Genomic DNA, 5,260 nt, shown 5'->3' with positions numbered 1-5,260 from the left:
TTGGTGGGTTGTCGAGCCGGGAGGGCAACGCTGCTTCGAGCTGGGCAAACCCCTCTTGAGCCTCTCCTGACTCTGGCGACGCCCGGCCAGCGCAGGCCAAATGAGAGCCACACGACCAGCGTGGGCAACCGAAAAATGAGAGCGACGAGCCGGGCGCCTGGACCGAGCCTCGCCAGGCACCGGTCCTGGGGTCAATGAAACAAGCAGCCGATGAGCGGAACAATCTGGACAGCGCTGGGGTCGCTCTCTATCGAGGTGGCGGGCGGTTTCGACCGGACCGCCCGATGGTCGGGTCGCACTTCGCCTACGTGCCGCAGAAGGTCTGGTAGCGGCCGAAGTCCTCTGGCGCCGGGGCTGCGTAGCGCTCGAGTCCGGGGCGCTCGTCGTAGGGACTAGTCACTGCCTCGAGTAGCTGCTCGAAGGGACGGAGATCACCTGCGGTGGCGGCCGTGAGCGCTTCCTCGACAAGGTGGTTACGAGGGATGTACACGGGGTTCGTCCGGTCCATGAGCTCCGGGTCCGGTACGAAGGCACGCCAACGCTGCATCCAGTCGTCGATCCGGGCGAGGTCGAGAAATAGGCACCGCGCGGGCTCGGCGTCGCCTCGTGCGGCGGCACCGAGCTGACGGAATAGCATCGTGTAGTCGACGCGGCTCTCCTGCAGCATCTGGATCAGGTCCTCGACCAGAGCCGAGGTCACCTCGCCGTGGGCGCTCGCAGGTAGACCGAGCTTGGCTCGCATGCCTCTTGACCATGCGGCGCTGTAGGACGGCCGGAATCGGCCGAGCGCCTCCCCGGCGATCGAGACAGCCTGCTCCTCGTCGTCGTGGAGAAGGGGCAGGAGGGTCTCGGCCAGCCGGGCCAGATTCCACTCCGCCACGAACGGTTGATTCCCGTAGGCGTAGCGCCCGGCGTAGTCGATAGAGCTGAACACCGTGGCCGGGTCGAACGCCTCCATGAAGGCGCAGGGACCGTAGTCGATGGTTTCGCCGGAGATTGTCATGTTGTCGGTGTTCATGACGCCGTGAACGAACCCGACGAGCATCCAGTCGGCAACCAGTGACGCCTGGGCCGCGACGATCGCCTCGAACAGGGCGAGGTACGGTTCATCAGCCTCCGCTGCGCCGGGGTAGTGACGGTCCATCGCGTGGTCAGCCAGCCGGCGGAGCAGCTCCAAATCCCCCGTGGAACGGGCGTACTGGAAAGAGCCCACCCGCAGATGGCTGGCGGCGACGCGGGCAAGTACCGCACCCGGCAGGGCCGTCTCGCGGTACACCGGGCGTCCGGTCGCCACCGTCGCGAGGGAGCGCGTGGTGGGAATCCGGAGCGCGTGCATCGCCTCGCTCACCAGGTACTCGCGCAGCATCGGCCCCAGCGCTGCGAGGCCGTCGCCGCCACGCGCGAACGGGGTGCGACCCGAGCCCTTGAGATGAAGGTCGCGCACACGTCCATGTACGTCGACCAGCTCACCGAGGAGCAAGGCCCGCCCATCGCCCAGCCGTGGGACGTAGGCACCGAACTGGTGTCCGGCGTATGCCTGAGCGACCGGGGTGGCGCCGTTGGGCACTTGATTGCCAACCAGGAACTCCACGCCGTCTGCGCTCCGGAGGAACGTCGGGTCAAGACCGAGCTCGGCGGCGAGCAGGTCGTTGAGCATGAGCATCCGTGGTTCGGGCACCTCTAGCGCCCTCCAGTGGATACTCAGCTCGGCCAGCTCCCGGGCGAAGCGGTTGCCCAGGGTGACCGAGCCGAGGAGTTCGGTGCTCACTTGCTTGAGGCTACTCCGGGCGTGCGAGCACCCAAGTGGTCCTCGAGGGGCATCGCTTCGTCTGACGTGGATCTACCGTCCGTGACGTGACCTACCGCAGCGGCGCGAATCATCCATGTCTGTGCGACCTTGCTAAGTGCTTCGACCCGAAGAACCTGACCGGAAGCCGTTGGCCGGGCGCTATTGGGCACATGACCGGGTGACTCGTCCAGCACCCGCATTTCAGGTATGGGCTCGCCGACGTAGCTCCGCTCATGCGGCGATGTGTTCGCTCATGCATGCGGGTTCAGGCGGTCAAGAAGGGTGCGACGCTCCTATGCTTCGTCAAGCAGCTGGGCCCCACTTTCGGGGAGTCCATAGAAGTCGCGGGCGACGTAGCGGGTTAGGCAGCGTTTGATCTCGCGGCTGGTCTTTCCTTCGGCGGTGCGGCGGGCGACGTAGTCGCGGGTGGCTGGTTGGTACTCGATCCGGATCTGGACCACGGTGTGCAGTGCTCGGTTGAGTTGTCACTTCGCCCGACCAGAGGATCCTGACGCATCCGGTCGCCACGGGATGGCGCGCTCATGTCCAGCCACTCGGCTCGCCTGCAGCGAGCCGGCACGGACGTAACTGCCCGATTCTCCCTGCCGGCATGTGCCCGCGTCTATCCGCCGCTACAGCCCACAACCCGTTGCCAGATGCGCCCGAATTGAGCGCTCTGTCCGGGCACAGACGTGACGATGGAGCTCAAATCTGCGACAGAGCCAGTGCCTGCGTGACGCCCACGTCGAGGGAAAACCCGCGCCCGCGTTCGATTTCGGTGGCCCAGTGCGGGTCGATGGGCTCCCGAGCCCGGTCGACGTGGCGTGCCATTCTGCGACGCGCCAACGGGGAGTTCGCTGCCGGCGATCGACTCGCGGAGCCGCTGGGCGGCACCAATCAGGGTGGCTGCCTGGCTGACGTCTCCCGACGCTGCCGCCACAGCGGCGAGGCCGGCGAGCCCCTCCGCCCTGCCGTCGCGTTCGCCGGGCTCGGCAAGGGCATGGAAGGCGCGCGGGCTCCGCGCCTCCGCTTCCCTCCACGCGTGCACTCGCGCAGCGCAACGGCAAGAGCCCGGGCGAGGTCAACAGCCACCTCACGACGTTGCGCCTGACCGGGCCGGTGAGTCGCCGGCGCGAAGGACGAGAGGTGCTCTGCTCCCGGCACTGACGCCGGCCAAGCACTCGTCGCAGGCTCCTCTCAGATCACATCAGGAGGTGTGCGGACGGAAATCGACATCAGCAGCGCGCCTCCTTCTCGCTCTCCTCGGCGCGGCCCAGCAGCAAAGACCGTTCGCTCTCGTTGCGGGTCAGCGAGGCTGCCTCGCGGAAGCACGCAGCAGCTTCACGAGGGAGGCCAGCCCGGGCGAGCAGGTCACCGCGCACGCTGGGCAGCAGATGGGAGCCGGGTAGAGCGAGCCCGTCCAGGATGGCCAGGCCCGCCTCCGGGCCGAAGGCTCGCCCGTGCGCGACGGCGCGGTTGACCTCCACGACAGGGCCGGGGGCGGCCCCAGCGAGCACGTCGTACAGGCCGGCGATGGCACGCCAGTCGCTCTCCTCGGGCGTGGCGGCGCGCGCGTGCTGCGCGGCGATCGCCGCCTGCAGGTAGTAGCGGCCCACAGGCCTCCCGCTGGCCGCGAGCCGGGAGGCGCGCTCCAGCGCGGCCAGCCCCCGCCGGATGAGCTGCTCGTCCCAGAGGCTGCGGTCCTGGTCGTCCAGCAGGACCGGATCCCCGGATTCGTCCACGCGGGCCGCACTGCGGGAAGCCTGCAGCTCCAGCAGCGCCTGCATCCCGTGCACCTCGGGCTCCTCCGGCACCAGCTCGGCGAGCATCCGGGCCAGCCTGATCGCCTCGTTGGTCAGCTCGGGGCGCATCCAGTCCTCGCCGGCGGTGGCGGTGTAGCCCTCGTTGAAGATCAGGTACACCACCGCCATCACGTCGTCGAGCCTGGCCGAGCGCTCCTTCCCGTCGGGGACCTCGAACTCGGCACGGACCTCACTGAGCGTCCTCTTGGCGCGCGAGATCCGCTGACCCATGGCGGGCTCTGCGACCAGGAAGCCCCGGGCGATCTCCCCGGTCGTGAGGCCTCCGACCAGGCGCAGCGTCAGCGCTGCCCTCGACTCCGGGGTGAGCTTCGGGTGGCAGGACAGGAAGATCAGCCGCAGTACGTCGTCCTCGATGAAGTCCACCTGCGAGGTGAGGTCGGGCATGCCGTCCTCCTCACTGAGGCCACGACCGAGCTCGTCGGTCTTGCGGCGCAGGCTCTCGGCGCGCCGAAACGTGTCGATGGCACGGCGCTTCGCGGCGGTCATCAGCCACGCGCCGGGGTTCGTGGGCACACCGCTGGTCGGCCACGACTCGAGTGCACTCACCAGAGCGTCCTGGGCCAGGTCCTCGGCCAGGTCCAGGTCACGGGTCATCCGGGTCAGGGCACCGACCAGCCGGGCGGACTCGGCGCGCCATACGGCCGTGACGGACTCCTCCGCGGACGGGGCCATGCGGCCAGCCTAGGGCCGGCCGCACGACCCGCATCCGATGGTCAGGCGTCGGAAGGCTGGGGCGGCTCCTCTGAGACCTGGCGCAGGGTGGCGACCATCTCGCACTCGGGCCAGTACTTCGCGTGCAGCTCGGCGAACTCCTGCTGGCCGCTGATGGCGTCCTCCAGGGTGTCGTACTGCAGGAGCGCCCACCCGCCGACGACCTCCTTGGCCTCGGCGTACGGTCCGTCGACCCGGGTGACCTCGCCCTTCCTCACCACGAAGTTCACCGCGTCCTCGGTGCCGAAGAGGCCGCCGCCGTCCAGGAAGTGGCCGGCCCCCGCCTGCTCCGCGATGTAGTTGTCCATCGCCTCGAACAAGGCCTTCGGCGGCATGCCGCCGCCCTCTTCCATCCTCACGAATCCCATGAACCTGGGCATTGCTCGCTCCTCAAGTTTCGTCAGGCCTGCCGCTGGTCGGTGGCCAACTCACCCGTACGTCGAACGACATCCTGCGCCTTCGACATGGGTCCATGAACAATTTTCCGTCCGCGCCCTGAAGTGAGGGCAGCGTTCTACACGTAGGCTTACCGTCTGCGTCACCGCCAGGACGATTCACCCATGCCACGGACCGCGCTGGCGAAGCAATGATGACTGCGCTCGCCGTAGGTACTTGCGGTGTTTACCGCAGTGAAGAAGACCACTGCAGCCTGATCTGGGCAGATGCGTTTCCTGTGCGTCATCCGCGCCGAGCGTCGGCGTTCATGCCTGGCCGGCGGACGAGTCTCGTCATCGTCTCACGACGCGCTCGTCCCGCTTCCGCATCAAGCACTCCAGACGTGAGGGTCCACATCCTCGAACCCGCCCCACACCGGCTCCCTTCTGTTGTCAACCGGTGGTTTCGAGGTCCCTCTTCCGGGTGGGCGGTCGTGGGCGTAGCGTCGTGGTCGCGGGTCCGGGAAGTGGCTGATCCGAAGTGTCGATGAGCGGGTGAGAGT

Annotated in this window: 3 protein-coding genes; all 3 read right to left on the bottom strand. The window is 68.0% G+C overall.

Annotated features, from left to right (window positions below):
- Nucleotides 1-304 precede the first annotated feature (304 nt).
- The 3 genes from DDE18_RS22420 to DDE18_RS22405 all read right to left on the bottom strand — a co-directional run bounded on the left by DDE18_RS22420 (nucleotide 305) and on the right by DDE18_RS22405 (nucleotide 4,703).
- The gene (locus DDE18_RS22420; RefSeq protein WP_116574650.1) at nucleotides 305-1,768 is read right to left on the bottom strand and encodes a protein adenylyltransferase SelO; all 1,464 of its coding nucleotides are present in this window, start codon (nucleotides 1,766-1,768) and stop codon (nucleotides 305-307) included.
- 1,256 nt (nucleotides 1,769-3,024) lie between these two features.
- On the bottom strand, nucleotides 3,025-4,284 hold the full coding sequence (locus DDE18_RS22410; protein WP_116574649.1) for an RNA polymerase sigma factor: 1,260 nt from the start codon (nucleotides 4,282-4,284) through the stop codon (nucleotides 3,025-3,027).
- A gap of 41 nt (nucleotides 4,285-4,325) precedes the next feature.
- Nucleotides 4,326-4,703 carry a YciI family protein gene (locus DDE18_RS22405; protein WP_116574648.1) on the bottom strand — a complete coding sequence of 126 codons (378 nt, stop codon included), beginning with the start codon at nucleotides 4,701-4,703 and terminating at the stop codon, nucleotides 4,326-4,328.
- Nucleotides 4,704-5,260: the final 557 nt, after the last annotated feature.

It is taken from the genome of Nocardioides gansuensis (genome assembly GCF_003076135.1).
In the GTDB taxonomy this organism is placed as follows: Bacteria; Actinomycetota; Actinomycetes; order Propionibacteriales; family Nocardioidaceae; genus Nocardioides; species Nocardioides gansuensis.
This window is presented reverse-complemented; position numbering and strand designations above follow the sequence as displayed.

Coding starts and splice junctions, on each gene's coding strand:
- DDE18_RS22410 (WP_116574649.1), bottom strand. CDS start 4,284: ATGGCCCCGTCCGCGGAGGAGTCCGTCACGGCCGTATGGCGCGCCGAG.
- DDE18_RS22405 (WP_116574648.1), bottom strand. CDS start 4,703: ATGCCCAGGTTCATGGGATTCGTGAGGATGGAAGAGGGCGGCGGCATG.